Below are 25,229 nucleotides of genomic sequence, written 5' to 3'. Positions count from 1 at the left end.
GCAGCATTGAACCAGGCAGAGAGGAACGTCGAGGCGACGAGACCGGACCACGTTGCCGAACGCCTCTACCAGGCCCGCCGGTTCGACATCAGCGTCGACCGCCCATTCGAGGACTTCCGGCGGCAGTACGAGGAAGCGGTCCCGCCGTACGACCCAACTGCGTTCAACGCCTTGGTGGCTCGCGGTGCCCCCTGGACCGATGTGCTGAGCCTGATGCGGGAGCGCGCCCCCAACGGTTTCCTTATCTATTGAGCCATTTTCATCCTGCGTGGCGGTCGGCTTCGACGCGGTGCAGGACGAGGATGGCCTGCACGATCGCGGTCGCTCGGCGTGGGCAGCAGCGCAGCTTGACCAGGATTTTCCAGGTCTTGAGGGTGGCGATCGCGCGTTCGCCTTCGTCACCTGGGCCATGATCCACGTCATGGTCACCCGCCTGGCCCGCAACACGAAACCGGCCCAGGCAACCAGCACCTGAACCGGCTTCTCAAACGCTCACTAAGCGCTGCGTGCACTCGCGCCAGGGTTGCCCCGATCAGCCGTTGCTCGTCCGGGCTCCTGCCAAGCAGCCCGTTGCCTGCGACCCAGTTCAACAACCCGAGTGGCACTCCGTCGACATCGGCGACGACGCTTCCGTGCCTCGTCACTACCGGGGTGCCCGCCGGAACGCCTGCCGCCTCGACGTGAGCCGCGACCTCAAGGCCGCCCATGAAGGAACGGCGCGATCCCGGCGCAACCGCCTTGGCTACCCACCGTTCACCGCCCTCGGAGACGAACCACGTCGCCGAGTTCATTCCGCCGTTGTGCACCTGAACCGCCGCGTCCGCCAGTCCCCAATAGGCCGCGAGACACGCACGCAGCTTCCCATTATCGATCACCAGCACGAGTCAAACACCATTCACCGCAACTGGCTACGAACTTCTGACCTCACCGCGTGCCCACCTCGCCATCCCGTCTGCCATCGACCCGCCCTCCGGGGAGCGGGCCACCGCCCGGCCCGCCACGTCAAGCGGACCTTGACGCCCGATGGACGCTGGCGGGTCGGGCGGTGGCCTGCTCGGCTCGCCCGGGTCGATGGCAGGCGGGATGGCCCACCGCAACCACCCACGGACCGTGACCCGCCGATGGGGCCCCGGCCATCCTGGAGCCGGAGCGCCCCCGCCGGAGGCGCAATAACCGCAACCCCGCAGCCGCCACAGCTCGCCCACGCGGCCGGCGTGCGCTCCCCTACGCCGCGCGGGCTCGTGGCCGCGCGGCCCGGCCGGCTGCCGTCCCAACCTCTCACCCGGTCAACGTTGCTGTCGTCATGCGGCGGCCCCTCCGGGCTTCCCGCTATCCGCGCCAGCCGCCGGGCGTGTTGCGTGGCCGGAGTCGGAGCGCCAGCGGAGCGACGGACGCGCGCCCAGGCGGCGGCGCGTGCGGCCCGTTGCGGGCCGCCTTGATAGACGTACAGAAAGTCCTCCCACACAAGCCGGCAGTCAGCCCGGCCACGCACGAAAACGGGGTCCGGGTCGCATAGGACACCCCACCGTTTCGCCGCCGCCCTGCAAAGATGACGGCATGGAACGCTTCGAGGGCCGGTGCTGGCTGGACTGGTGGGCGAACTCATCCACCGTCCTCGGCAGCGTCAAGGTGGCCATCGTGATTGCCGCCGTCACCGGCGACTGGGAGGCCGACGGCCGCCTCGTCAGCGCAAGCGACGAGGACCGCGAGGCGTTTGCGTTCCTCTGCGAACTCGATCCGGTCTTCACGCTGCGATTCGAAGACGGAAGCGTTCTCGCCGTCACCGTGCAACCCACGGATCGGCATCGCCGCTTCACCCTCACTGAGTACACCGGTCCGGTTCAGCAAGCGGTCGTCAACCGCATCGCTCTGCAGGCAAACCGAACCTGATTGCTCGACGTCAGTTTCGCGTTACGTTGACGTGTCGGTACCCGGTGCTACTCTGGCGCTCGTCGAGGACGCTGGCGCGGCCTTCCCGCCGGATCGCTGGACTCGACGACGGAGATGCCGAGCGGCCTTACTGCCGCTGATGCGGGCCACGCCCCCGCCGGCTCTCGATCGCACCGGCGCTATGCCGGCTTTCCGAATCCGCTGAGCGGCCCGGCACGGTCCTCCTGCCGTCCACGATGGCCCGGATTCGCGCACCTCCACGGGTGGGGGCAGCCTGCGGCAACCCGCCGGATGCCGATATCCCAGGCTCCCTACCCGTGCCGGCACTTGATCACCGAGTCCTCGAGCGTGGAAGGACATGACCCATCGGCGGGAAGTGGCATCGCCACGATTCCGCCCTCCGGCGTGAGCCGCCCTCTCGGCGGTGCCAGGAGACACGACGAACACCACCAGCGGACAGGCGTCCACGGCTGGTGGTGCTTCGTCTCCCGTCCCTGCCACCCCCGCAAGAGGAGACAGCCATCTTCACCGCCTACCGCCCCGGCCTTGCCGCCGGTCGTGACGCCCAGGTCCTGCACCGCGCCGCTACGCCGGAGTTCTCCGGCTGGCTGGAGCACACCCGCCCTGCCGGCGGCTGTGCTCGCCCGGTCCGCCTCAGCGGCACGATCGCCGCCGTCGACCGGAACACCGGCCGAGTCCTGAGCGAGCAGCACACCGACGAGCTGCCCGACCGGACGCTCTACAAGGCGTGCGGCAACCGCCGCGAATCGGCGTGCCCCGACTGCGCCTGGGTCTACCAGGGCGACGCCTACCAAGTCGTCTGTCGCGGCCCGACCGGCGGCAAGGGCATCCCCGCCTCGGTCGGCCGACACCCGGTCGTCTTCGCCACCTTCACCGCCCCGTCCTTCAGCCCGGTCCACCACCGCCACGTCCCGCGCCACACCTGCCGCACCCGGCAGCGCTGCGACTGCCGCCCCGCGCCCTGCCGCGCCCGCAGCAACGCCGGAACCTGCCCGCACGGGCAGCCCATAGCGTGCTTCGCCCGCCACGACGCCGACGATCCGCGGCTCGGCCAGCCGTTGTGCCTCGACTGCAACGACCACGCCCACCAGGTCGTCTGGAACCACTTCTCCGGCGAGCTGTGGCGACGCACCAAACAGGCCGCCGAACGCCACGTCGGCGCAACGTGCCGTCGACGCGGCATTCCGAAGCTCGGCATCGTCACCGCCTCCGGCAAGGTCCGCTGGGTGCCGCCCGTGCGGGTGTCCCACGGCAAGGTCGCCGAAATGCAACGCCGTGCAGCGGTGCACTTCCACGTCCTGCTGCGCCTGGACGGCGTTGACCCCGACGACCCGGACGCCCTCGTACCGCCACCGGACGGCATCACCGTCGACGACCTGGAAGACGCGATCCACGCCGCCGCCCGGCAGATCACCGTCACCACACCCCCGCACCCCGACCAGCCGCAAGGCTGGCTGGTCACCTGGGGCGAGCAGGTCGACGTCAAACGCATCAACAGCAGCGACGGCGAGCTGACCGATGCCAAGGTGGCCGCCTACCTCGCCAAGTACGCCACCAAGGCCACCGAAGCCACCGGCCACTCCTCCACCCGACTCACCACGGCCACGATCGACGACTACGCCGACCCCGGAGGCGACCACGTCGCCCGCCTCATCGACGCCTGCTGGCACCTCGGCAGGCCCACCCCCACCGACATGACCGGCGGCGCCGCAACCGGCGACCACCGTCAAGACAGCCTTGACACCAAACCGAACCCTTACACCGGACTGCGGCGCTGGGCGCACATGCTCGGCTCCGGCGGCCACTTCCTCACCAAAGCCCGCCGCTACTCCGTCACCTTCGGCCAGCTCCGCGCCACCCGCACCACCTACCGCCGCGAAGAGGACGACGAACCGGCCGACACGATCAGCGTCGGCACCCTCACCTACCTCGGCTCCGGCTGGCTCACCGAAGGTGACGCCCTGCTCGCCAACACCGCCGCGCGGCAGCGACGCGAGAGCAGACGCATCGGCCGGGAAGAACTCGCCCACGAAACTTGGGTGGCCGCATGAGCCGAGACCTCACCCCGCGCTGGTACTCCCCCGCTGAGGTCGCCGTGCTGCTCGGCTTCGGCATCTCCAAGATCAAGATGAAGATCGCCACCGGCGAGCTGCGCTCCATCAAGGACGGCAAGTACCGCCGCATCCTCCCCGAATGGGTCGACGACTACATCCGCGAACAGGTCGAACGCCAGGAGGCCGCCTGATGCCCGGACGCGCCCGAGCCAACGGCGAAGGCTCGATCTTCCCGTACCGCAACGGCTTCGCCGCGTACGTCTGGGTCACCAAGGCCGACGGCCGGCGCACCCGCAAGTACGTCTACGGCAAGACCCGCGAAGCCGTCCACGACAAGTGGATCAAACTGCACCAGCAGGCGAAGCAGGGACCAGTAGCAACGAGCGTGCCGACGGTCGGCACCTTCCTCACCTACTGGCTGACCGAGATCATCCAGCCGAACCGGGCACCCCTGACCTACGCCACCTACGAAACCTTCGTCCGCCTCTACATCTCCCCCGGCCTCGGAGCGAAGCGGCTCGACCGACTCCAGTCCCGCGACGTGCAGACCTGGATCAACCAGGTCGCCCGCACCTGCCAGTGCTGCGCACAAGGCAAGGACGCCGCCCGCCCGAAGCACAAGCGCCGCTGCTGCGCGGTCGGCCGCTGCTGCCAAGCAGTCCCGTCGACGCGGACGGTCAGCGACATCCGGGCCGCGCTGCGGGCCGCCCTCACCCACGCCCAGGCCGAAGACCTGATCACCAAGAATCCCGCCGTGCCGGTCACCCTGGCCACGGTCCGCCGTCGGCGGGGTAGGTCCTGGTCGAGCGACGAGGCACGGAAGTTCCTGGAGTCCGCGAAAGCCGACGACGACCCGCTCTACGCCGCCTACGCCCTGGTCCTCGTCACCGGTCTCCGCAAGGGCGAAGCGCTCGGACTCACCTGGAAGGACGTCGACCTCGACGCCGGGGAACTGACCATCGGCCGCCAGCTCCAACGCGTACACGGACAGCTCCTGCACCGCGACACCAAGACCCAGGCATCCGACGCCACCCTCCCCCTGCCCGACATCTGCCTCACGGCCCTGAAACTGCGGAGCGAGCAACGCGACGAGGCGAGAGCAGCCGCCGGCAAGGCGTGGCACGAAAGCGGACTCGTCTTCACCACCCGCTACGGCACACCGATCGAGCCGCGCAACTTCCAACGCTCCTGGCAGACGAGGTGCGAGAAAGCAGGCGTCAAGCCGATCACGGTCCACGACGCCAGACGTACCTGCGCCACACTGCTGGCCGACCTCGACGTCCACCCCAGAGTCGCCATGCAGGTGCTCAGGCACGCCCGCTTCTCGGTAACGATGGAGATCTACACGCAGGTCACATCGACAAAGACGAGAGACGCACTCAAGCGCCTCGGCGAATCCCTGAGCCGCTGACGAGAACTGCTGTACAAAGCTGCTGTACGCAAGCAGAAAGGCCACCTCCCGAAGCCGGGAAGTGGCCTTTGACCTGCGTGGGCGATACTGGGATCGAACCAGTGACCTCTTCGGTGTGAACGAAGCGCTCTCCCGCTGAGCTAATCGCCCTCAGCGCGCATGACTCTACCCGATCACCCGCCCGGACCAAAAACCGGGCCTCAGTGCGTCGCGAGGTAGTGCAGCGCCTCCGCCACCACGTCGATGCCGAAGCTGTACTTGAGCGAGAGCCACACCACCACGGACACGAACGCGAGCCCGACCGCCCCGAGCACGAACCGCACGCCCAGCGACTGCCTCTTCACCCATTGCGTCCAGGAGTTGACGTGCCGGCGGGTGAACGCGAGCAGCCGTCGCGCCCAGTGGAACTCGACCGCCCAGACGCCGAGGCCGGCGATGACCAGCAGCCAGCCGGGGCCTGGTAGCGGGATCAGCGCGATGCCGACGGTGACGACGATGGCGCCGAGGATGCCGATGAAGATCTTCAGGGCGACGCGGCCGGTGGGGTTGGCGCGGATGAGGTCGAGCGTGGTGTGCAGGCGCCCGCGCCAGCCCCGTCGCCGCCGGCGCTGCTCCATGAGAGCGCCTTGCGACCGCCCTTCCACCGGCACCTCGTACCCCCGACTTTCGGCTGCTCGGGCCGCACCTTTCGGCGATTCGGCCGTGGTCCGCGACGTCACCGAGGAGCCCCTCGTGACCATTTCCACCCCCAGTGTCGCGCGGGACCGTCACCCCTGCTCACGACTGGACGTTACCGGAGTAAGTCGACGACTGAACCACCCGTTGCCGGGCGGAACGACGGAGTGGGCGGAACCGGAAATTCTACGCGGGGCCACGCGGTCCCGGGGGCTTTCGGAACCCCTTCCCACCACTGGGTGAAGTCAGCGTATGGCGGAGCGTAGCCAGGAGCAGCACCTGAGTATGGGAAAAGCGGGACACGCGCGTTCCGCAGCGGTGCCGGGGGGAGAACGTCCATGAGTGTCATCCGACCGACGACCGTAGAGGTCGAGACGTCGCTAAGGCTCGTCGCGCCTGACGCCACCGCCTTGCCGGTGCGTGCCAGTCTGCGTTACGACCCTGCTGACCCGTATGCGGTCCATGTCCTGTTCCATGCCGAGTCCGCCGGCGGCGAGGCGGTGAGCTGGTCGTTCGCTCGCGAACTGCTGGTCACCGGGCTCGACGAGCCGGCCGGCATCGGTGATGTGCGGGTCTGGCCGTGGGCCACCCCGCGCGGCGACTTCGTCGCGCTGGCGCTGTCGTCGCCGGACGGCAACGCCCTGTTCGAGGTTCCGCGCAGCGTGCTGGTGCGCTTCCTGCGCCGGACCTACGTCGTCGTCCCGCGCGGCCGCGAGGCCGAGCACCTGGACGTCGACACCGCGGTGAACCGGCTACTGGCCGGTCGCTGACACGGCGACACCCGGGGCCGCGCGGATCTGCCGAGTCCGCGCGGCCCCGGGCCGTCTCCAACCCGGGGTACGCGTCAGCCGCGCGTGGTGATTCCGCCGTCGACCGGGATGACCGCTCCGGTCAGGTACGCGCCCGCCCGCGACGCCAGGTAGATCGCGGTGCCCGCCATGTCCTCGGGTCGCCCGATCCGGCCCAGCGGCACCTGCTGCTCGATGGCGGCGCGCGACTCGGGGTCGTCGAGCGCGAACGCCATCATCTTGCTCTCGAACGGTCCGGGCGCGATCGCGTTGACGGTGATCTGCTCGCCGGCGAGTTGGTGGGCGAGGCCACGGGTGAGCATGTGCACGGCCGCCTTGGTGGCGGAGTACGCGTACACCTCCATCCACGGCACCCGGATGCCGTCGATCGACCCGATGTTGATCACGCGGGCCGGGTCGTCGGCGCCGGCCGCGGCGCGCAGTTGCGGCAGCAGCGCGGTGGTGAGCCGGAAGACCGCCTTGACGTTCACGGCCCAGAGCTTGTCGAAGGCGCCCTCCGGGTACTCCTCCAGCGGCGCGCCCCAGGTGGCGCCGGCGTTGTTGACGAGCACGTGGAGCCGGTCGTGGCGCTCCCGCACGGCCTCGGCGAGCGCCAGCGCGCCCGCGTCGCTGCCCAGGTCGGCGGGGATCGCCTCGCAGTGGCCCTCGGCGGACAGCTCCTTGGCGACCGACTCGCACACGTCCGCCTTGCGCGACGAGATGATCACCTTGGCGCCGGCCCGGACGAAGCCCCGCGCGATCATCAGCCCGATCCCGCGTGAGCCGCCGGTGACCAGGACCGTCTTGCCGTCGACCGAGAACAGATCCGTCATGCCCATCCCATCGCCGTCGCCCGGCCGCGGGCCGGTCGGCCGGGGCCGCGTCGGCCGGGGTGCGCAACGCACGCCGGCCCGGGGGTCTTACCGATCGGTAACCTAACCGTCCGGCTCGGCTGCCGACAAGTGCGGCCCGAGCGGGTGAAACCGTCGAGATGCAACGTGCGGGCGCTCCGGTTACCGTCGGGATGATGGTCACTACCGGTCAGCCCTCCCCGGCCACCCGCACCGGCCTGCCGCAGCTCCGCCCCGGCGCCGACGAGATCGTCACCGGTGTGCTCGGCGACCTCGCCACCGAGCCCGGCTGGCCCCGCCCGGTCCTGCTCGACCGTGATCTGCTGATCCTGGTCACCCACGGCCACGGCACCGCCGAGCTGGACTTCCGGCCGGTCCCCTGCCGTCCGGGCACGCTGCTGCGCGCGCATCCCGGCCAGGCGCTGCGGTTCGTCGGCGCCCAGCTCGACGCGACTGTGGTGAGCTGGCGGCCGGACGCGCTGCGCGGCCTCGACGTCGACCCGGACGCGGTGCCGGCCCACCGCCAGCTCGCCGGCGAGGACGAGGACGCGGTGATCAGCGAGGTGAGCCAGCTCGCCGTGGACGCCGACCGGCACGCGCTGGTGCCGGCCGCGGCGGCGCTGCTGCGTCACCAGCTCGCCGTCCTGCTGCTGCGGCTGAGTCTGCTGCCGCATCCGGGCGACGGCGCGACGCCGCGGGCCGAGACGGAGACGTTCCGGCGGCTGTGCCGCGAGGTGGAACGCGGCTACCGGCACACCCGCCGGGTGGAGGACTACGCCGCCGACCTCGGCTGCTCGGTGCGTACCCTGACCCGGGCCTGCCTGGCGGTGACCGGCCGCAGCGCCAAACAGGTGATCGACGAGCGGGTGGCGTTGCAGGCGCGCCGGCTGCTCGCCGCCACCGATGAGTCGATCGCCGCGATCGGCCGGGAGCTGGGTTTTCCCGAGCCGACGAACTTCGGCCGCTTCTTCACCCGGGAGGTCGGGGTGAGCCCGGGGACGTTCCGGGCCGAGCGCGAACGCCCGCTGCCCGTCCGTCTGGTGCGACCCCGGCCGCCCGCCGACTCCCCCGTGCCCGGCGGCCAGGCATGATGGCACTGTGCAGATCTCCGCGCGCGGCGACTACGCGGTCCGGGCAGCCCTGAGCCTGGCCACCGCGTACCCGACCCTGCTGTCCACCCAGGCCATCGCGGCGGAGCAGGACATGCCGCGCAAGTTCCTCGAGGCGGTCCTCGCCGATCTGCGCCGGGCCGGGGTCGTCCGGGCCCAGCGTGGCGCCGAGGGCGGCTACACGCTGGCCCGGCCGCCGCGCGAGATCACCATCGGGCACGTGTTGCGCGCCGTCGACGGTCCGCTCGCCGGGGTACGCGGGCTGCGCCCCGAGGAGACCCGGTACGAGGGGGCGGCGGAGAACCTGCCCCGCCTCTGGGTGGCGGTGCGTGCCTCGGTGCGCCGGGTGGTCGACGAGGTGAGCCTGGACGAGCTGGTCAGCGGCCGGCTGCCGGCGCACGTACGCAAGCTGACCGCCCAGCCGGACGCGTGGGAGCCGCGCTGACTCACAGGGTGTCGACCACCTCCTCGTAGGGCAGGCGGGGCAGCCGTTCCCGCCAGGCGTCCGGCGCGGGGCGGCCGATGTTCATCAGCAGCAGCACCCGGTGCCGCCCGCCGGGGAAGAACTCGCGTTCCACGCCTGCCGCGTCGAACCCGGCCATCGGTCCGGCGGCCAGCCCGGCGGCGCGTACGCCGAACAGCAGGTAGCCGATCTGGAGCGCGGCGTTGAACCGGGCCTGCGCCTCCCGGCCGGCCGGGTCGCCGGTGAACCAGTCCCGCGCGCCGGGGCGGTGCGGGAACAGCTCGGGCAGCCGGTCGTGCCAGTCCACGTCGGCGGCGAGCACCGCGGTCAGCGGCGCGGAGGCCGTCTTGTCCCGGTTGCCGGCGCTGACGTACGGCAGCAGCCGCGCCCGGGCCGCCGCCGAGCGCAGCAGCAGCACCCGCAGCGGCTGGGCGTTCATCGCTGTCGGGCCGTACCGGACCAGGTCGTGGACGGCGCGGACGTGCTCGTCGGTGACCGGCTCGTCGGTGAACGCGTTGGCCGTGCGGGCCGCCCGGAACAGCAGGTCCTGGGCGGCCCGGTCGAGCGCGATCAGCTCGTCGGCGGCGGTGGTCACCACGCCTCGGGCCAGTCGCCGAGCGTGGTGGTGTAGCGGCCCCGGTGGTGCAGCAGCGGGTCGCCGTCCTCGCCCGCGCCGAGCGCGAGCGGCTCGCCGAGCAGGATGGTGTGGTCGCCCGCCTCGATCCGGCGGACCACCCGGCACAGCAGCACGGCGAGCGCGTCGCCGATCAGCGGCACGCCGAACGGCCCGGTGGTCCAGCCCGGGTGGGCGGTGAACCGGTCGATGCCGCTGGTGGCGAAGATCTGCGCGATCTCCTGCTGGCCGGAGGCGAGCAGGTGCACCGCGACGTGTTCGGCCTGTTCGACGGTGGGCCAGCTCGACGAGGCGCGGCCGAGGCAGACCGAGACCAGTGGCGGGTCGAGCGACACCGAGGTAAACGAGGTGGCGGTGAAGCCGGCCGGCGGCAGGTCCGGCCGCATCCGGTTGCCACGCAGGCCGGGGGTGGTGACCACGGTGACGGTGGACGCCTGGCGGCGCAGCAGGCCGCGGAACGAGTCGACGTCGACCGGGCGCAGCTCGACGGTGGCGGCGCCGGGCCGGTCCACGGTGGTCACGACGCCACCAGCTCACGGGTCGCGTAGGCGCTGGCCGGGCGGGGCAGGCCGTAGTGCTCGCGCAGGGTGCGCCCGGTGTACGCGGAACGGAACAGCCCGCGCCGGCGCAGCAGTGGTACGACGTGGTCCACGAAGGCCTCCAGTCCATCGGGTAGCAGCGGTGGCATGACGTTGAAGCCGTCGGCGGCGCCCTGGGTGAACCAGAGCTCGATCTGGTCGGCGATCTGTTCCGGGGTGCCGACCACGACGCGGTGCCCGCGTCCGCCGCCGAGCCGGCCGATGAGCTGCCGCAGGGTGAGCAGTTCCCGCCGGGCCAGGTCGACGACGAGCTGGTAGCGGCTCTGGTGGGACTGCACGGCGCCGGCGTCCGGCAGGTCGGGCAGCGGGCCGTCCAGCGGCAGTCCGGTCAGGTCGAGCCCGGTCATGCCGGAGAGCTGGGCGAGCGCGTGCTCGGGCACGATCAGGGCCTCCAGTTCGTCGGCGAGGGCACGGGCTTCCTTCTCGGTACCCCCGATGACCGGCGCGATACCGGGTAGCACCTTCACCAGTTCCGGGTCGCGGCCGGCGTCGGCGGTGGCCCGCTTGAGCGCCGCGTAGAACGCCTGCCCGTCGGCGAGCGTCTGCTGGGCGGTGAACACGGCCTCGGCGTACCGGGCGGCGAACGCGATGCCGTCGGTGGACGAGCCGGCCTGCACCAGCAGCGGCCGGCCCTGCGGCGGGCGGGGCGTGTTCAGCGGCCCGCGGACCCGGAACCGCTCGCCGGCGTGGTCGATCTCGTGCACCCGGCCGGTGTCCGCGAACACACCCGCGGCGGTGTCCAGGACCAGCGCGTCGTCCTCCCAGCTGTCCCAGAGCTTGATCGCCACGTCGACGTACTCGGCGGCCCGCCGGTAGCGGTCGGCGTGGGCGGGGTGGTCGTCGAGGTTGAAGTTGCGGGCCTCCCGGGCCTGGGCGGAGGTGACGATGTTCCAGCCGGCCCGGCCGCCGCTGAGGTGGTCGAGCGAGGCGAACGCGCGGGCCAGGTTGAACGGTTCGGTGTACGTGGTGGAGGCGGTGGCGATCAGGCCGATGTGCTCGGTCGCGGTGGCGATCGCGGCGAGCAGCGTGATCGGTTCGAAGACGGCCTGGATGTTGTGCCGCACGGCCGGGCCGACGGCGAGCCCGTCGGCGAGGAACACCGAGTCGAGCGTGCCCCGCTCGGCGATGCGGGCCAGTTCCTGGAAGTGGCGTACGTCGGCGAGGCGGCTCGGGTCGGCGCGCGGGTGCCGCCAGGCCGCCTCGTGGTGGCCGACACCCATCAGGAAGGCGTTGAGGTGCAGGGTCCGGGACATGGCGGTTCCTCTCAGGCGGTGGTGACGTCGGCGCGCCAGGTGGAGAAGCGACGTTCCCCGGCGACGAGGAGCTGGTTGACCACCAGCCCGATGGCGGAGATGGTGATGATCCCGGCGTACATGTCGGGGATCGCGAAGTTGTACTGCGCGTAGTTGACGAGGTAGCCGAGCCCGGCCTTCGCGCCGACCATCTCGGCGGCGACGAGCACCAGGATCGAGTACGCCCCGGCGAGCCGGACGCCGGTGAACACGGTCGGCACGGACGCCGGCAGGATCACCTTCTGGAACAGCCGCAGGTGGTTCAGCCCCATCGAGCGGGCCGAGCGGATCAGCAGCGGGTCGACGCCCTTCACGCCGGCGATGGTGTTGAGCAGGATCGGCCAGGAGCAGGCGTAGACCACCAGGGCGATCTTCGACGTCTCACCGAGTCCGAGGATGAGCACGAAGACCGGCAGCAGCGCGAGCGCGGCGGTGTTGCGGAACACCTCCAGCAGCGGGCTGAGCAGGTCCGCGAGCGGCCGGTACCAGCCGATCAGCAGGCCGAGCGGGATGGCGGTGACCACGGCGAGGGCCAGCCCGGTCAGCGAGCGGGTGAGGCTGGCGCCGACGTGGTCGGCGAGCTGCCCGGTGCGCAGCAGCTCCCACCAGGCGGCGAGCACCTCGGACAGCGGGGGCAGGAAGACCCGGTCGACCAGCCCGGCGCGGGGCACCGTCTCCCAGATCGCGGCGAGCGCCAGCAGCGCGGCGCTGCGGTGCAGCACCCGGCCGCCGAGGCCGAGCAGGCGGCGGGGCCGAGCGGGCACGGCCACCGGGGCGGGAGGCGCCACCGATCGGACCGGCGGTGCGGCGACGTCAACCAACGCGGGCCTCCTCGCGTACGGCGGACTGCGCGGCGCGTACCTCGTCGCGCAGCAGCGTCCAGATCTGGTGCCGGTGGTGGCGGAACGCGTCGGTGGACCGGACGTCCTCCTCGGCGTCCCGGTCGCCCAACTCGATGTCGATGACCTGCTTGATCCGGCCGGGCCGCGACGTCATCACGGCGACCCGCTGGCCGAGGTGCACCGCCTCGTCGATGCCGTGGGTGATGAACACGACCGTCTTGCCGGTGGCCTGCCAGATCCGCACCAGCTCGTCCTGGAGCGAGTCGCGGGTCTGCGCGTCGAGCGCGGCGAACGGCTCGTCCATGAGCAGCACGTCCGGGTCGTACGCGAGGCTGCGGGCGATGGCGACGCGTTGCTTCATGCCGCCGGACAGCTCGTGCGGGTAGCGGTCGGCGAAGCCGGTGAGCCCGACCAGGTCGAGGTGGTGCGCGACCAGGTCGGCGCGTTCGGCGCGGGGCAGGCCCTTGGCCTCCAGTCCGAACGCGACGTTGCCGGCGGCGGTGCGCCAGGGCAGCAGCGCGTACTGCTGGAAGACGATGCCCCGGTCCAGGCCGGGCCCGGTGACCGGGCGGCCGTCGACGAGCACCTGCCCGCCGGTCGGGGTGGCCAGCCCGCCGAGCAGGTCGAGCAGCGTGGACTTGCCGCAGCCGCTGGGGCCGACGACGACGAGGAACTCGCCGGGGCGTACCCCGAGGGTGAGCCCGTCGAGCGCGGTGACCGCGCCGCCGCCGCCACGCCGCCCCGGGAAGACCTTGCGCACCCGGTCGAAGAGGATCTTGTCGGTGCTCATGCGCCACCGCCGGGGGTCGCGGCCGCGTTGAACCTGTTGGTGTAGAGGTCGGACGGCTTCGGCCGCTCGCCCTTCAGCTCGCCGGTGTCGGCCAGCCAGTCGATCCAGGTGGCGAACTCCCGGTCGGTGATGACGCCGCCGGGTTCGGCCACGCCGCTGGACTTCCAGTAGTCGACGAGCGTGGTGTCCTCGTTGCGCCCGCGCTTGCTGATGATCGCCTTGAGCCGGGCCACCACCGTCTCGCGCGGTTGCGTGCGCGCCCACTCGATCGCCTTGCCCACTGCGGTGACGAACGTCCGGACGGTGTCCGGGTTACGGGTGAGGAAGTCGTCGCGGAAGACGTAGCTGCCGGCGCTGAACGCGCCGAGCAGTTCGTAGTCGGTGAAGATCGTACGGATGCCGCCGTTGGCGACGGCCTTGTCGCGGATCACGCCGCCGAGCACTGCGACGTCGATCTGCCGGGCGCGCAGCGACTGCTCGGTGTTGACCGGCGGCAGCGCGACCAGCTCGACCTTGCCGATCTCGGCGGCGGTGAGGCCGCCCCGGGCCAGCCAGGTACGCAGGACGGCCTCGGCGTGCGCGCCGAGCGTGTTCATGCCGACCCGCTTGCCGATCAGGTCGCGCGGGCCGCGGATCGGGCTGCCGTCGAGCACGTAGTAGCCCTGGAACGTCTGCGCGTCGGAGCCGTAGTAGCTGACCACGGCGGTGATCGGGGCGTTCGCGGCCTGGAGCTTGACGATCGCGCCGTTGAACGCGCCGCCGAAGTCGCTCTGGCCGGTCGCGGTGGCCTGGATGTCGGCCGGGCCGCCGGTGACGTTGCCGATCCAGTTGAGCCTGACGTCACCGAGGTAGCCGAGGTCGGCGGCGAGTTCGGGGAGGGTCACCTGGCCCACCGAACCCTGGTAGCGCAGTTCCTTGGTCTGTGGGCCGCCGGCGGCGTCGGCGCCGCACGCGGTGGCGGTGGTGAGGGCGAGCAGGGCGACGGCGGCGGTGAGGGCACGCCGCGGTGATCGGGTCGAGGGCATGGCGGAGTCTCCTGATCTGTCCACGATGCGGTGGAGGGGGCCCGCGCGGGGCCGGGGAGCACGCCGCACCGCGCCGGGCCACGGTGCGCCGGCTGCGGGAACGGACGGGCGGAGAGGGAACGACGAGCGCTCGGCTCAACAGAGCGCGCTCGCGTGCCGGACCAGGTCGACGTGCACGCGAGCGGTGAGGAGAAGCTCGTCCCGCTGCGACATGCCCTCATGCTGCCGACCGTTCTCCGCGCCGGTCAATGCCCTTCCATCCAGTGAGACTTTCGTCGCTGGCTTTGTTACGAGCCGCCTCCACCAGCATTTACGACTCCTTAACACCTACCCGTTGGATAGAGATTTTGCCGGGCGGCAGTCCCACCGTCCAGAGCGGACCGGGCAGGGTTTCGCGAATCGTCGATCCGGGCATGTTCGATGCCGCGAAGGCATGCAGACGACTGCAGAGGCAGGGAGACGAAGGAGGCACCCCCGATGGGCGTCCAGTTCCGCAAGCGTAAGAAGTACGGGCCGCTGATCCTCCACTTCACCCAGAACGGCTTCTCGTCGTGGAGCATCAAGATCGGCCGCTGGTCCTGGAACTCGAACACCCGCGCCCACCGCGTGGACCTTCCGGGGCCGCTGTCGTGGAAGCAGGACAAGGCCTGACCTTCCAGGCGACGAGCGGGGTGCCGGCGATTCGCCGGTACCCCGCTCGTCGCTTGCGGACCGGGATCGCGGTTCCGCCCGTCGCGGCGTCCCGGTGACCGGAGAATCGCGGCATGGCGGACGTGTTCCTGCGGCGGTTGCGACGGCGGGCCGTCGCGGCCTGCGCCCTCATGCTGGTCGGCTACTTCCTGGTGCCGGTCGAGGCCGATCCGAACGGCTTGCGGCTGGCCCTGCGCTCGATCGGCACGGCGGTCCTGGTGGGGGTGATCGCGTTCCTGGTCACCGGCCAGGTCCGCCGCCAGCTCGTCCGGGACCAGCCGACCGGCCGGGACGAGGACCGGGCGCTGACCCGGCTCGCGGTCGCGCTGATCGCCGGGCTGCTGGTCTTCGCGCTCGGCGACTACGTGGTGGCGAACACCCGGCCCGGGGAGTTCGTCGGCCTGCGGACCCGCGTCGACGCGCTCTACTTCGCGCTCGCGACGCTCACCACAGTCGGCTACGGCGACGTGCACGCCCAGGGTCAGATCGCCCGGGTGGCGGTGTGCGCGCAGATGGTGTTCAGCATCGGTGTGGTCGCCACCGGGGCGTCGATAGTGGTCAAGCAGATGACCCAGCGGTCGGGACGGCGCTGATCGTCACGTCCCCGCCGAGCCGGCCGTGCTCCGGGTCGCGGGTCACCGCGCCCGAGGCGAGCAGCGAGGTCAGCGCCCGGTTGACGTCGGCGGCCCGGTAGACGGTCGAGGTGGTGGCGAAGCGGCGCAGCTCAGTGACCGTACGCGGGCCGGAGCGGGCCAGCTCGGCCAGCAGTTCCCGGCGCAGCGGACCGGGCTCGGGGTCGAGCGAGATGTCGAGCAGCCGGCCCTGCGGGTCGGCCGGGTCGCGGTAGCGCACGCCGGCGTACTCGTCGACCGCCCAGAGCGCCTCCTTGACCGCCTCCAGCCCGTGGTCGGAGCCGGTGCCGTAGCCGAGCAGCCGCGCCGGGCCGTCCCCGTCGGGCACCAGCTCGACCTCGGTGACGAGCGGGAACCCGGCGTCGGTGAGCGCCGGGCGCAGCGACCGGCCGGGCGCGGTGACGAGCAGCAGTTCGGCCGGGCGCCCGGACGCGGCGGCGGCGAGCAGGGCCGGGTCCGGGTCGGCGCCGTCGGCCACGACGAGCAGCGGCGCACCTGCCGCACCGGCCGCCTTGAGCGCCACCGGCAGCCGGTCCGGGCCGCCGGGCACGAGGTGCACGGCGACGTCGGCGGGCAGCGCGGCCTCGGCGGCGCCGAGGCGTACCGGCAGGTCGGTGCCGTCGTCGGCCACGACCAGCACGGTCAGCCGCCGCCCGCGCAGCCGGTCGGCGAACTCGGCCACCACCCGCAACGCCTCCTCCGCGCCGGCGGCGTCACCTCCGGCGTACGCGAGCGCGAGCGTGGCCCGCCGCGCCCGGTGCAGCGCGGCGGGGAGCCAGTGGTCGAGCCGGCGGACGAGCAGCTCGCGCAGAACGGCGTCGGTGGACATGGTGCCGTTTCTACCGCACGGCGCGGCGGGCCCGGCCGTGAACCCGCTCAGACCGGGACGGAGATGCCCACGCCGCCGCGCGTCTGCCCGCCGTAGCGCTGCCGCTCGCGGTCGAGGTCGAGCCGCCCGATGCGGGTACGCGCGGCGAGCGCGGCGTCGTCCAGCAGGTCGGCCGGGACGATCCAGACGATCTCGAACTCCAGGCCGTCCGGGTCGCGGCCGTAGAGGCTCTTGGTGGTGCCGTGGTCGGACGCGCCGACCAGCGCTCCGGCGGCGGAGAGCCGCTCGGCGGTCGCGCCCAGCTCGTCGAGCGTGTCCAGCTCCCAGGCCAGGTGGTAGAGCCCGACGGTGGCCCGGCCGGCCTGGGACGCCCCGGCCGCCGCGCCGATCTCGAACAGCCCGAGGTCGTGGTCGTTGGTGGAGTCGGGCGCCTGGAGGAAGGCGGCGCCGCGGAAGCCCTCGGGCGTCATCGGGACCCGGCGGAAGCCCAGCACGTCGCGGTAGAAGGCGACGCTGCGCTCCAGGTCACTGACGTAGAGGACGGCGTGGTTGAGTCGGTGGATGCCCATGCCACCGACCGTACCCCGGTTTTGTTGAGCGTTCAACTATCGGCGCTATGATGGGCGTCATGACCCGGTGGCTGGACCCCGACGAGCAGCGGACCTGGCGGGCCTTCCTGACCGCCTCCCGGGCGCTGATGGAGACACTCGACCGCGAGCTGCAACACGACGCGGGCATGCCGCACGCGTACTACGAGATCCTTGTCCGCCTCTCCGAGGCCCCCGGCCGGCGGCTGCGGATGAGCGAGCTGGCCGAGCTGACCGGCTCCTCGCGCAGCCGGCTGTCGCACGCCGCCGCCCGGCTGGAGGCGTCCGGCTGGATCCGCCGGGAGGACTGCCCCACCGACCGGCGCGGGCAGGTCGCCGTACTCACCGACGAGGGCTTCGCCACCCTGGCCGCCGCCGCGCCCGGCCACGTCGAGGGGGTACGCCGGCACCTGTTCGACGCGCTCAGCCCGGCCCAGGTCGACCAGCTCCGCCGGATCAGCGAGACGCTCGCCGACCACCTGACGGATTCGGGACCAAACTGATCCACTCCGGGTCTTGTACATACCGTCGCCGGACGAGCACGATGGGGCGTGTCCTCCGGCTTCGCTGACCTGACCGTCCAGGCGCACCATCTGGTGTCCGAAGGCGACCTCGACGGCGCGCACCGGCTGCTCGCCGACGCGCTCAGCGACGCCGATCCCCGCCCCGGCAACGCCTCCCCCGAGCTGGCCGAGGCGGCCGGGCTCCAGGCCAAGGTGCTCGTCGCGCTCGGCGAGCCGCACTCCGCCCGCGGCTGGGCCGCGTTCGCGTACGCGGCCGCCACCCGGCTGTACGGCCGCTCCGACGAGCGCACCGTCACCGCCGCCGCGACGCTGGCCGCGGTGCTGCACCGGGTCGGCAGCGACGCCCGGGCCGCTCGGCTCTACTCCGACGTCATCATCGAGCTGACCGCCCGCGACGGCCCGGAGTCGCAGCAGGTGCTGGCCGCACACGCCGACCTGGCCACCGTGGAGTACGCGCGCGGCCAGTGCGAGGTGGCCCGCGACCGGTTGCAGGACGCCTGGGAGCTGCACCGGGAGGTGTACGGCGACGGCCACCCCAGCGGCATCAAGATGCTGGCGAAACTCGGCGCGATGGAACGCGACTGCGGCCGGTACGCCGACTCGCACGAGCACCTGACGCTCGCCGAGGAGCTGTGCCGGCTGCACCTGGACTTCGACGACCCGCTCGCCGCCCAGGTGGCGGCGCTGGCCCGCGCCGCCGCCGACCCGGACCACGTCTGCCCCGCGCCCGCGCCCGCCCCCGCTCCCGAGCCGCCGCCCGCGCGGACCACGCCGGTGGTGCCCGCCGCCCGGGTTCCCCCGCAGGCCGAAGGGCCGCACGACCTGCCGCCCTACAGTCCGCCCGCGCTCGACGAACCGGTCGAGACGCCGCTCTACCACCCGCCCGGACGGGCCGCCGAGACCGCGCACGTGCCCACGCCGCGCACCGCGCCGGAGGCCGACGGGTTCGACGACTACCCGTGGCCGCCCGACGACCCGGCCGAACAGCCGTGGCGACCGGGCGCGGACCCGCTGCCGCCCACTGTGGTCGGGCTCGCCGACGACCAGCCCGACGGGGTACGCCGCGTGCCGCCGCCCCCGCCCGAGCCGCCGTCGCGCTACCTGCCGGTGCACGTGCCCCGGCCACCCGCGGCCGAGCGGCGCGCCCGGCCCTGGCTGCCGCTCGTGGTGCTCGGCGTGACGGTGGCGCTGCTGCTCGGCACCATCGCGGTGATCGCCGGCGTGTCCCGGGTCGACGACGGCCGCGGCACCCCGCCGCCGGCCACCAGCGCGCCGCCGGCGACCTCCGCCGCTCCCGCGCCGTCCACTCCCGCCGCCGCCAAGCCCGGCACGCCGCCCGGGAAGCTCACCCTCACCGACCGGCGCGACAGCATCGTGCTGAGCTGGACGTACCCGGCCGGCGCGGAAGGGCCGGTGGTGGTCGCCGGGGGCCGGGCCGGGCAGCCGCAGGGCACGTTCGCGACGCTGCCCGCCGGGTCGGCCGACTACATCGCCTACGGGCTCGACCGCACCACCGACTACTGCTTCACCGTGGCGCTCGTCTGGTCCACCGACAGCGTCGCCCGCACCGGGCCGGTCTGCACGAAACGCCGCTGACCGCTCACTCCGGCTCGGGCTCGGCCAGCGCGGGCAGCCGTACCGTCGCCCGCAGCCCCGGCGCGGCGGCGCCGGGCGTCGCGTCGGCCAGCTCCACCGTGCCGCCGGCCCGGCGCACCAGCTCGCGCACGATGGCCAGGCCCAGGCCCGCGCCGCCCGCGTCGCGGGCCCGCGCGTCGTCGAGCCGGGTGAACCGGGCGAACACCCGCTCCCGGTCCGCCGCCGGGACGCCCGGCCCGTCGTCGGTCACCGTGACCAGGTGGTACGCCCCGTCCGGCCCGCTCACCGCCAGGTCCACGGCCGAGGACGCGTGCCGCAGCGCGTTGTCCACCAGGTTCACCAGCACCCGGCGCAGCTCCCCCGCGTCCCCCTCGACCCACCGGGGCGCGTCCGGCGGCGTCAGCCGCACCGGCGGCGACGGATAGCGGGCAGCCACCGTCCGCAGCAGCTCCCCCAGCTCCACCGGGCCGACCGGGGACGGCCGGGCGTCCTGCTCGTCGAGGCGGGCAAGCAGCAGCAGGTCGTCCACCAGGCGGCTCAGCCGCTCGGTGTCGGCGAGCAGGTCGTCGGCGACCGCCGGCCAGTCGGTGTCGTCACCGAGACGCCGGGCCACCTCCAGCTCGGTCCGCATGTTCGTCAGCGGGCTGCGCAGCTCGTGCGCGGCGTCGGCGACGAACGCCCGCTGCCGGTCCCGGGACGCGGCGAGCCGGTCCAGCATGTCGTTGAGCGTGACCGCGAGCCGGTGGATCTCGTCCTGCCCGGCCGGTACCGGCAGCCGTTCCGCCCCGGCCCGCCCGGTGATCTCGGCGGCGCCGCCGCGCAACTGCTCGACCGGCCGCAGCGTCGCGCCCACCACCCGCCAGGCCACCACGCCGAGCCCCGCCACCAGCAGCGGGAAGCCGACGAGCAGCAGGTTGCGGACCACGTGCAGGCTGTGCCGCACGTCGGTGAGCGACTTGGCCACAAGCACCGTCCGCGGCTCCTGCGCGGTGCCGGCCGGCACCGTGACCACCCGGACCGGGCCGGGCATGCCGACACGCCGCCCGTCCACCACCAGCCGCTGCCGCTGCCGCTGCCCGGGACGCAACTCGTCCGGGCCGAGCATCGGCACCAGGCGGTCCGCGTCGATCGAGGCGGCCCGGATCCGGCCCTGCGCGTCGACCACCTGCACCCGCAACTGACCGCCCGCGACAGGCAGCGGGTCCGGCAGCGCGTCCTCGGCGGTCAGCAACGCGACCGCGTCGGCGGTACGCAGCGCCTCCTCGTCGACCGAGCGTTGCAGCGTCCAGCCCAGCGCGCCCAGCAGCAGCGTCCCGCCGAACGCGAACCCGACCGCCAGCCCCAGCACGCCCAGCGCGAGCAGCCGGGCCCGCAGGCCCAGTCGCGGCAGCGGGCCGCGTATCCACCGGCTCATGTGGCCAGCCGGTAACCGGCGCCGCGTACCGTCTCCAGCCGCTCCCGGCCGATCTTGCGGCGCAGGTAGCCGACGTAGACCTCCACCGCGTTCGGTGCGGTGTCGACCGAGGCGTCCCAGACGTGGTCCAGCAGCTCGGTCTTGGAGACCACCTCGCCGGGGCGGCGCATCAGGTAGTCCAGCAGCGCGTACTCGCGGCTGGTCAGCACCACCTCGGTGTCGGCGCGGGTGACCCGGCGGCGGGCCGGGTCCAGGCGCAGGTCGCCGACGGTGAGCACGGTCGGCCGCCGGGGCGCGCCGCGGCGCAGCAACGCCCGCAGGCGGGCCAGCAGCACCACGTACGAGAAGGGCTTGGTCAGGTAGTCGTCGGCGCCACAGTCCAGGCCGTCGGCCTGGTCGTACTCGCCGTCCTTGGCCGACAGCATCAGCACCGGCAGCCAGCGCTGCTCGGCGCGCAGCCGGCGCACCACCTCATACCCGGACAGGCCGGGCAGCATCACGTCGAGGATCATCGCGTCGTACTCGCCGTGCCGGGCCGCGTCCAGCCCGTCCGGGCCGGTAGCAGCCACGTCGACCACGAAACCCTCCGCCGACAGGCCCCGGCGCAGCGCCGCCGCGAGCCGCGTCTCGTCCTCCACCACCAGCAACCGCACCGGTCCAGGGTGCCACCACGGGCTCACCCGTAGGGGATCTCCTCAGCGTGGTCACAGCGACGCTCGCGCAGCATGGAGCGCAGGAGGTGCACACTATGTCAGTGATGAAGAACCGCGCCGTGCTGCGCTGGCTGGTCCCGGTGACCGCGGGGGTCGCCGTGATCGGCGGTGGCGCCGCCGTCGGCACGTTCGCCGCCGGCGCCGACCCGGCACTACCGCCGCGCAGCGCCGCCCAGCTCCTGGAAGACCTGCGCACGTCCCGCCTGGACGGGCTCTCCGGCACCGTGGTGCAGCGCGCCGACCTGGGCCTGCCGCCGATCGCCGCGCTCGCCGGCCAGGCCACCGGCAACGACCTGGCCGGCCTGGTCTCCGGTACGCACACGCTGCGCGTCTGGTACGGCGGCGAGGACCGGCAGCGGCTCGCGCTCGTCGACACGCTCGGCGAGCAGGACATCCTGCGCAACGGCCGCGACGTCTGGACCTGGAACAGCCGGGAGAACACCGCCACGCACCGGACGTTGCCGGCCGACGCACCGGACCGGGCCACCGTGCCGGCCACCCCGGCCGACGCCGCGGACCGGGCGCTGGAGGCGATCGACCCGACCACCGCGGTCACCGTCGGCCGCACCGCCACCGTCGCCGGGCGGGACGCGTACGAGCTGGTGCTCACGCCGCGCGACAAGGCGTCACTGGTCCACCAGGTCCGGATCGCGCTGGACGCGAAGGAGCACGTGCCGCTGCGCCTGCAGGTGCTCGCCGACGGGCAGGACGAGCCGGCGTTCCAGGTGGCGTTCACCCAGGTCGACTTCCGCACGCCGGAGGCCGACCAGTTCCGGTTCAACCCGCCGCCCGGCGTGAAGGTCACCGAGGCGACCGACGGCGAGCGGCCCGGACCGGCGGGTAAGCGGTTCGAGAAGTTCGAGAAGAAGGACGCCGAGAAGCCGGATGTCCGTACCGTCGGCACCGGCTGGACCACGGTGGTGGTCGCCAAGATCGGCGACGCGGCGACCGGCGGCGGCGCGAAGCCCGGCGCGGACGCGCCGGATGCCCAGATGCTGGCCGGCGTGCTCGGTGACCTGCCGAAGGTCAGCGGCGACTGGGGCAGCGGCCGGCTGCTCAGCGGCAAGCTGTTCAGCGTGCTGCTGACCGACGACGGCCGGGTGATCGCCGGCCTGGTCACGCCGGAGCGGCTCTACGAGGCCGCGAAGGGCTGAGAATCGCCGTGCCCGGGGCTCGGTCGGCTGACGCCGGCCGGGCCCCGAGTCGTGTCCGGGCTTGGTCGGGTGGCCGCCGACGCGCTATCTTTCTCAGTTCAGGCACAAAAAAGGAATGGCTTCTGAATGCCATTCCTGAGGCAATTTTAGTCAATGAGGAGCCGGATTGTCAACGCACTCCGACGTGTCGGCTGACCTGCGCCAGGACGACGAGATCGGCCGGGAACAGGAATACGTCTCGATGCTGTACGACCGGCTGGACGGCATGCGGGAACAGGCCGCCCGGCGGCTCGACGAGGAGTTGCGCCACACCGGTGGCACGCAGCAGGCCCGCTCGCAGCGCGACTCGACAGTCGCGATGTACGCCGACCAGGTCGAGCAGTTCTCCGCGGTGGAGAGCGGCCTGTGCTTCGGCCGCCTCGACGGCGACGACGGCGCGGTCCGCTACATCGGCCGGATCGGGATCTTCGACTCGTCCGGCGACTACGACCCGCTGCTGATGGACTGGCGCGCCCCCGCCGCCCGGCCGTTCTACCTGGCCACCGCCGCCAACCCGCAGGGCGTCCGCCGCCGGCGCCACCTGCGCACCCGCGACCGCAAGGTGACCGGGCTCAACGACGAGGTGCTGGACATCGCCGCCGCCTCCCCCACCGCGCACGAGGAGCTGACCGGCGAGGCGTCGCTGCTCGCCGCGCTCAACGCCGGGCGCACCGGGAGGATGCGCGACATCGTCGAGACCATCCAGGCCGAGCAGGACCGGATCATCCGCGCCGACCTGCCGGGCGTGATGGTGGTGCAGGGCGGGCCCGGCACCGGCAAGACCGCGGTGGCGCTGCACCGGGCCGCGTACCTGCTCTACACCCACCGCCAGCAGCTCTCCACCCGGGGCGTACTGCTGGTCGGCCCGAACGCCACGTTCCTGCGCTACATCTCCCAGGTGCTGCCCACGCTGGCCGAGACCGGCGTGCTGCTGCGTACCCAGGCAGACCTGTTCCCCGGCGTACACGCCCGCCGCGCGGAGCCGGCCACCACCGCGGCGCTGAAGGGCCGCGCGGTGCTGGCCGACGTGCTCGCCGCCGCGGTCCGCGACCGGCAGTGGGTGCCCGACGAGCCGGTCACCATCGAGCTGCCGCAACGGGAGGTGCTGACGCTCGACCCGGAGACCGTGCGGCATGCCCGCGACCGGGTACGCCGCACCGGACGCCCGCACAACCTGGCCCGCGCCCTGTTCGACGTGGAGATCGTGCACGCGCTCGCCGACCAGGTGGCCGATCGGATCGGCGCCGACCCGCTGGGCGGGGAGAACCTGCTCTCCGAGGCCGACCGCGCGGAGATCCGCCGCGAGCTGCGTGAGGAGCCGGAGATCCGGGCCGCCCTGGACGAGCTGTGGCCGGTGCTGACCCCGCAGCGCCTGCTCGCCGACCTGTACGCCTCGCCGGAGCGGATCGCCACCGCCGCGCCGATGCTCACCGACGCCGAGCGGGCCGCGCTGCATCGCGAGCCGGGCGGCTGGACGCCCGCCGACGTGCCGCTGCTGGACGAGGCCGCCGAACTGCTCGGCGAGGACGAGCGCGCCGCCGTCGCGCGCCGCGAACGCATCCGGGCGCTGGAACGCGAGTACGCCGAGGGCGTGCTCGAGATCTGGCGCGGCTCCCGTTCCATCGACGTCGAGGACGAGGCCGACGGCGGTGAGATCCTCGGCGTCACCGACCTGATCGACGCCGACCGGCTCTCCGAGCGGCAGGAGGAGTCCGACCGGCTCACCACCGCACAGCGCGCCGCCGCCGACCGGACCTGGGCGTTCGGGCACGTGATCGTCGACGAGGCGCAGGAGCTGTCGCCGATGGCGTGGCGGCTGCTGATGCGCCGCTGCCCGAGCCGGTCCATGACGATCGTCGGCGACGTGGCGCAGACCGGGGCGCTCGCGGGCACACCGTCGTGGGGCGAGGCCCTGGCGCCGTACGTGGCGGACCGGTGGCGGCTGGAGGAGCTGACTGTCAGCTACCGCACCCCGGCCGAGATCATGGCGGTCGCCGCCGACGTGCTCGCCGAGATCGACAGGGCGCTGCGGCCACCCCGCTCGGTACGCGCCACCGGCGTACCGCCCTGGGACCGGACCGTACCGGCGGACCGCCTCGTGACGGAGCTGGTCGACGCGACGGCCCGGGAGGCCGCGTCGCTAGGTGACGGGCGGCTCGGCGTGCTGGTGCCGACCGGCCGCGTGGCCGAGCTGGGCGGCGCGGTGGTGGCGGCGCTGCCGGAGGCGACGGTGGGCGAGCAGCCGGAGCTGGCGAACCGGATCGTGGTGCTGACCACCGAGCAGGCAAAGGGCCTGGAGTTCGACTCGGTGCTGGTGGTCGACCCGGCCCGCATCGTCTCCGAGTCCCCGAGGGGCCACAGCGACCTCTACGTGGCCCTGACCAGAGCCACCCAGCGCCTGGGCATCCTCCGCACCCCCTGACTCCCTTGTCCCGCCCGCCCTCCGCCCGCCCTCTGCCCGCCCTCTGCCCGCCCTCTGCCCCGTCGATCATGAAGTTGACGGCGATGTCGATCTCCTCAACTGCCGTCAACTTCATGATCGACCGGCCCGGGCACGTGCTGCCCGACATCCCGCCGGGCGCACCCTCCCGCGCTCCTCGCGCCCCC

At 72.9% G+C, this 25,229-nt stretch carries 28 protein-coding genes, 1 tRNA gene and 1 pseudogene; 14 read left to right on the top strand and 16 right to left on the bottom strand.

From position 1 onward, the window contains the following. The first annotated feature begins 6 nt into the window (after nt 1–6). Nucleotides 7–252: a hypothetical protein gene (locus NMK34_RS10170; protein WP_318333153.1), complete on the top strand. Its 246-nt coding sequence runs from the start codon at nt 7–9 to the stop codon at nt 250–252. Between the two features lie 7 nt (nt 253–259). Here NMK34_RS10170 and NMK34_RS10165 read toward each other — a convergent pair. Further along, nucleotides 260–394, bottom strand: a pseudogene (locus NMK34_RS10165) (IS5/IS1182 family transposase); the annotation flags it as partial. 31 nt (nt 395–425) lie between these two features. Beyond that, complete coding sequence (locus tag NMK34_RS30905; RefSeq protein ID WP_412098946.1) at nt 426–806, bottom strand: phosphotransferase; 381 nt, start codon at nt 804–806, stop codon at nt 426–428. 751 nt (nt 807–1,557) lie between these two features. On the opposite strand from NMK34_RS30905, the gene NMK34_RS10160 reads away from it, so the two are divergent. The 4 genes from NMK34_RS10160 (at nt 1,558) to NMK34_RS10145 (ending at nt 5,376) form a co-directional block, all read left to right on the top strand. After that, entirely contained in the window at nt 1,558–1,890 is a 333-nt protein-coding gene (locus NMK34_RS10160; protein ID WP_318333152.1) for a hypothetical protein, read from the top strand. A gap of 521 nt (nt 1,891–2,411) precedes the next feature. Then, nucleotides 2,412–3,962 carry a replication initiator gene (locus NMK34_RS10155; RefSeq protein WP_318336312.1) on the top strand — a complete coding sequence of 517 codons (1,551 nt, stop codon included), beginning with the start codon at nt 2,412–2,414 and terminating at the stop codon, nt 3,960–3,962. Further along, the gene (locus tag NMK34_RS10150; RefSeq protein WP_114919824.1) at nt 3,959–4,156 is read left to right on the top strand and encodes an excisionase family DNA-binding protein; all 198 of its coding nucleotides are present in this window, start codon (nt 3,959–3,961) and stop codon (nt 4,154–4,156) included. Before NMK34_RS10155 ends, NMK34_RS10150 begins: the two co-directional genes overlap by 4 nt. Then, entirely contained in the window at nt 4,156–5,376 is a 1,221-nt protein-coding gene (locus tag NMK34_RS10145) for a tyrosine-type recombinase/integrase (protein WP_318333151.1), read from the top strand. Before NMK34_RS10150 ends, NMK34_RS10145 begins: the two co-directional genes overlap by 1 nt. Nucleotides 5,377–5,454: 78 nt before the next feature. Here the strand turns inward: NMK34_RS10145 and NMK34_RS10140 are convergent. Together NMK34_RS10140 and NMK34_RS10135 are read right to left on the bottom strand one after the other, a co-directional pair. Beyond that, nucleotides 5,455–5,526 (bottom strand) — tRNA-Val (locus NMK34_RS10140). Nucleotides 5,527–5,576: 50 nt separating this feature from the next. Further along, nucleotides 5,577–6,116 (bottom strand): TIGR02611 family protein, encoded by a 540-nt coding sequence (locus NMK34_RS10135; RefSeq protein ID WP_269701038.1) that lies wholly within the window; start codon nt 6,114–6,116, stop codon nt 5,577–5,579. A gap of 273 nt (nt 6,117–6,389) precedes the next feature. On the opposite strand from NMK34_RS10135, the gene NMK34_RS10130 reads away from it, so the two are divergent. Continuing rightward, nucleotides 6,390–6,821 carry an SsgA family sporulation/cell division regulator gene (locus tag NMK34_RS10130; RefSeq protein ID WP_007457244.1) on the top strand — a complete coding sequence of 144 codons (432 nt, stop codon included), beginning with the start codon at nt 6,390–6,392 and terminating at the stop codon, nt 6,819–6,821. 74 nt (nt 6,822–6,895) lie between these two features. Here the strand turns inward: NMK34_RS10130 and NMK34_RS10125 are convergent, their stop codons facing one another. Beyond that, nucleotides 6,896–7,672 (bottom strand): glucose 1-dehydrogenase, encoded by a 777-nt coding sequence (locus NMK34_RS10125; protein WP_091427952.1) that lies wholly within the window; start codon nt 7,670–7,672, stop codon nt 6,896–6,898. A 191-nt stretch (nt 7,673–7,863) separates the two neighbouring features. On the opposite strand from NMK34_RS10125, the gene NMK34_RS10120 reads away from it, so the two are divergent. Both NMK34_RS10120 and NMK34_RS10115 read left to right on the top strand, forming a co-directional pair. After that, nucleotides 7,864–8,781 carry an AraC family transcriptional regulator gene (locus tag NMK34_RS10120; RefSeq protein WP_318333150.1) on the top strand — a complete coding sequence of 306 codons (918 nt, stop codon included), beginning with the start codon at nt 7,864–7,866 and terminating at the stop codon, nt 8,779–8,781. 7 nt (nt 8,782–8,788) lie between these two features. Further along, complete coding sequence (locus NMK34_RS10115; protein WP_013284925.1) at nt 8,789–9,244, top strand: RrF2 family transcriptional regulator; 456 nt, start codon at nt 8,789–8,791, stop codon at nt 9,242–9,244. A gap of 1 nt (nt 9,245) precedes the next feature. Here NMK34_RS10115 and NMK34_RS10110 read toward each other — a convergent pair whose 3' ends face one another. From NMK34_RS10110 to NMK34_RS30900, 7 genes are all read right to left on the bottom strand, one after another. Then, a complete protein-coding gene (locus tag NMK34_RS10110) occupies nt 9,246–9,857 on the bottom strand; it encodes a malonic semialdehyde reductase (RefSeq protein ID WP_318333149.1) in 612 nt (203 codons plus the stop codon). Continuing rightward, entirely contained in the window at nt 9,854–10,417 is a 564-nt protein-coding gene (locus NMK34_RS10105; protein ID WP_120570906.1) for a flavin reductase family protein, read from the bottom strand. Before NMK34_RS10105 ends, NMK34_RS10110 begins: the two co-directional genes overlap by 4 nt. After that, nucleotides 10,414–11,748 (bottom strand): LLM class flavin-dependent oxidoreductase, encoded by a 1,335-nt coding sequence (locus tag NMK34_RS10100; RefSeq protein ID WP_318333148.1) that lies wholly within the window; start codon nt 11,746–11,748, stop codon nt 10,414–10,416. The genes NMK34_RS10105 and NMK34_RS10100 overlap by 4 nt, the downstream gene beginning before the upstream one ends. Before the next feature lie 11 nt (nt 11,749–11,759). After that, nucleotides 11,760–12,608 (bottom strand): ABC transporter permease, encoded by an 849-nt coding sequence (locus NMK34_RS10095; RefSeq protein ID WP_318333147.1) that lies wholly within the window; start codon nt 12,606–12,608, stop codon nt 11,760–11,762. Then, a complete protein-coding gene (locus NMK34_RS10090; RefSeq protein WP_318333146.1) occupies nt 12,601–13,419 on the bottom strand; it encodes an ABC transporter ATP-binding protein in 819 nt (272 codons plus the stop codon). The genes NMK34_RS10095 and NMK34_RS10090 overlap by 8 nt, the downstream gene beginning before the upstream one ends. After that, nucleotides 13,416–14,444: an ABC transporter substrate-binding protein gene (locus NMK34_RS10085; RefSeq protein ID WP_318333145.1), complete on the bottom strand. Its 1,029-nt coding sequence runs from the start codon at nt 14,442–14,444 to the stop codon at nt 13,416–13,418. Before NMK34_RS10085 ends, NMK34_RS10090 begins: the two co-directional genes overlap by 4 nt. A 135-nt stretch (nt 14,445–14,579) precedes the next feature. Then, complete coding sequence (locus tag NMK34_RS30900) at nt 14,580–14,657, bottom strand: putative leader peptide (RefSeq protein ID WP_349881247.1); 78 nt, start codon at nt 14,655–14,657, stop codon at nt 14,580–14,582. 264 nt (nt 14,658–14,921) lie between these two features. On the opposite strand from NMK34_RS30900, the gene NMK34_RS10080 reads away from it, so the two are divergent. Together NMK34_RS10080 and NMK34_RS10075 are read left to right on the top strand one after the other, a co-directional pair. Then, a complete protein-coding gene (locus tag NMK34_RS10080; RefSeq protein ID WP_064498970.1) occupies nt 14,922–15,095 on the top strand; it encodes a DUF4236 domain-containing protein in 174 nt (57 codons plus the stop codon). Between the two features lie 113 nt (nt 15,096–15,208). Beyond that, the gene (locus tag NMK34_RS10075; protein ID WP_318333144.1) at nt 15,209–15,727 is read left to right on the top strand and encodes a potassium channel family protein; all 519 of its coding nucleotides are present in this window, start codon (nt 15,209–15,211) and stop codon (nt 15,725–15,727) included. Here NMK34_RS10075 and NMK34_RS10070 read toward each other — a convergent pair. Both NMK34_RS10070 and NMK34_RS10065 read right to left on the bottom strand, forming a co-directional pair. Beyond that, complete coding sequence (locus tag NMK34_RS10070; RefSeq protein ID WP_318333143.1) at nt 15,693–16,595, bottom strand: hypothetical protein; 903 nt, start codon at nt 16,593–16,595, stop codon at nt 15,693–15,695. The two genes, NMK34_RS10075 and NMK34_RS10070, sit on opposite strands and share 35 nt — an antisense overlap. Nucleotides 16,596–16,642: 47 nt before the next feature. Next, entirely contained in the window at nt 16,643–17,164 is a 522-nt protein-coding gene (locus NMK34_RS10065; protein WP_030501751.1) for a VOC family protein, read from the bottom strand. Nucleotides 17,165–17,214: 50 nt separating this feature from the next. Between NMK34_RS10065 and NMK34_RS10060 the strand changes: the two genes are divergently transcribed. Then, on the top strand, nt 17,215–17,685 hold the full coding sequence (locus NMK34_RS10060; protein ID WP_013284918.1) for a MarR family winged helix-turn-helix transcriptional regulator: 471 nt from the start codon (nt 17,215–17,217) through the stop codon (nt 17,683–17,685). Between the two features lie 48 nt (nt 17,686–17,733). Beyond that, nucleotides 17,734–19,302: a tetratricopeptide repeat protein gene (locus NMK34_RS10055; protein WP_318333142.1), complete on the top strand. Its 1,569-nt coding sequence runs from the start codon at nt 17,734–17,736 to the stop codon at nt 19,300–19,302. A 4-nt stretch (nt 19,303–19,306) separates the two neighbouring features. Here the strand turns inward: NMK34_RS10055 and NMK34_RS10050 are convergent, their stop codons facing one another. Both NMK34_RS10050 and NMK34_RS10045 read right to left on the bottom strand, forming a co-directional pair. Further along, entirely contained in the window at nt 19,307–20,716 is a 1,410-nt protein-coding gene (locus tag NMK34_RS10050; protein ID WP_318333141.1) for a HAMP domain-containing sensor histidine kinase, read from the bottom strand. Next, on the bottom strand, nt 20,713–21,369 hold the full coding sequence (locus NMK34_RS10045) for a response regulator transcription factor (protein WP_013284915.1): 657 nt from the start codon (nt 21,367–21,369) through the stop codon (nt 20,713–20,715). Before NMK34_RS10045 ends, NMK34_RS10050 begins: the two co-directional genes overlap by 4 nt. Before the next feature lie 95 nt (nt 21,370–21,464). Between NMK34_RS10045 and NMK34_RS10040 the strand changes: the two genes are divergently transcribed. Next, on the top strand, nt 21,465–22,583 hold the full coding sequence (locus NMK34_RS10040; protein WP_318333140.1) for a LolA family protein: 1,119 nt from the start codon (nt 21,465–21,467) through the stop codon (nt 22,581–22,583). A 241-nt stretch (nt 22,584–22,824) separates the two neighbouring features. Further along, nucleotides 22,825–25,044: a HelD family protein gene (locus NMK34_RS10035; RefSeq protein WP_318336311.1), complete on the top strand. Its 2,220-nt coding sequence runs from the start codon at nt 22,825–22,827 to the stop codon at nt 25,042–25,044. Nucleotides 25,045–25,229: the final 185 nt, after the last annotated feature.

The sequence above is a fragment of the Micromonospora sp. BRA006-A genome, from assembly GCF_033433935.1.
In the GTDB taxonomy this organism is placed as follows: Bacteria; Actinomycetota; Actinomycetes; order Mycobacteriales; family Micromonosporaceae; genus Micromonospora; species Micromonospora aurantiaca.
Note: the sequence above shows the minus strand (reverse complement) of the source record. Positions and strands in the feature narration are given on the sequence as shown.